The following is a 253-nucleotide window of genomic DNA, read 5'->3' as shown; positions in this document are numbered from 1 at the left end:
CGACGCCTCGCCCGCCCAGGAAACCCACCCATGAACCGCCTTCTGTTGACCCCGTTTGGTTTGAAATGGAATCCCTTCAATACCGAATTACCCACCGAAGCCCTCTATCTATCCCCCAAGATCAATGACTTCTTCTGGCGCATCGAACAGGTCCATGTGCGGGAAGGCGGCTTCGCTCTGATCCAGGGAGACCCGGGTACCGGCAAGAGTGTGGCATTACGGGCCTTGGCCGAACGCCTGGAACGTCAAACCG

General features: G+C 58.1%; 1 pseudogene. It reads left to right on the top strand.

The features are described from left to right. Nucleotides 1-30: 30 nt before the first annotated feature. Nucleotides 31-253: pseudogene (locus IV91_RS0106760) on the top strand (hypothetical protein); the annotation flags it as partial.

The sequence above is a fragment of the Ferrovum myxofaciens genome (assembly GCF_000735045.1).
GTDB classification, from domain to species: Bacteria; Pseudomonadota; Gammaproteobacteria; order Burkholderiales; family Ferrovaceae; genus Ferrovum; species Ferrovum myxofaciens.
Note: the sequence above shows the minus strand (reverse complement) of the source record. Positions and strands in the feature narration are given on the sequence as shown.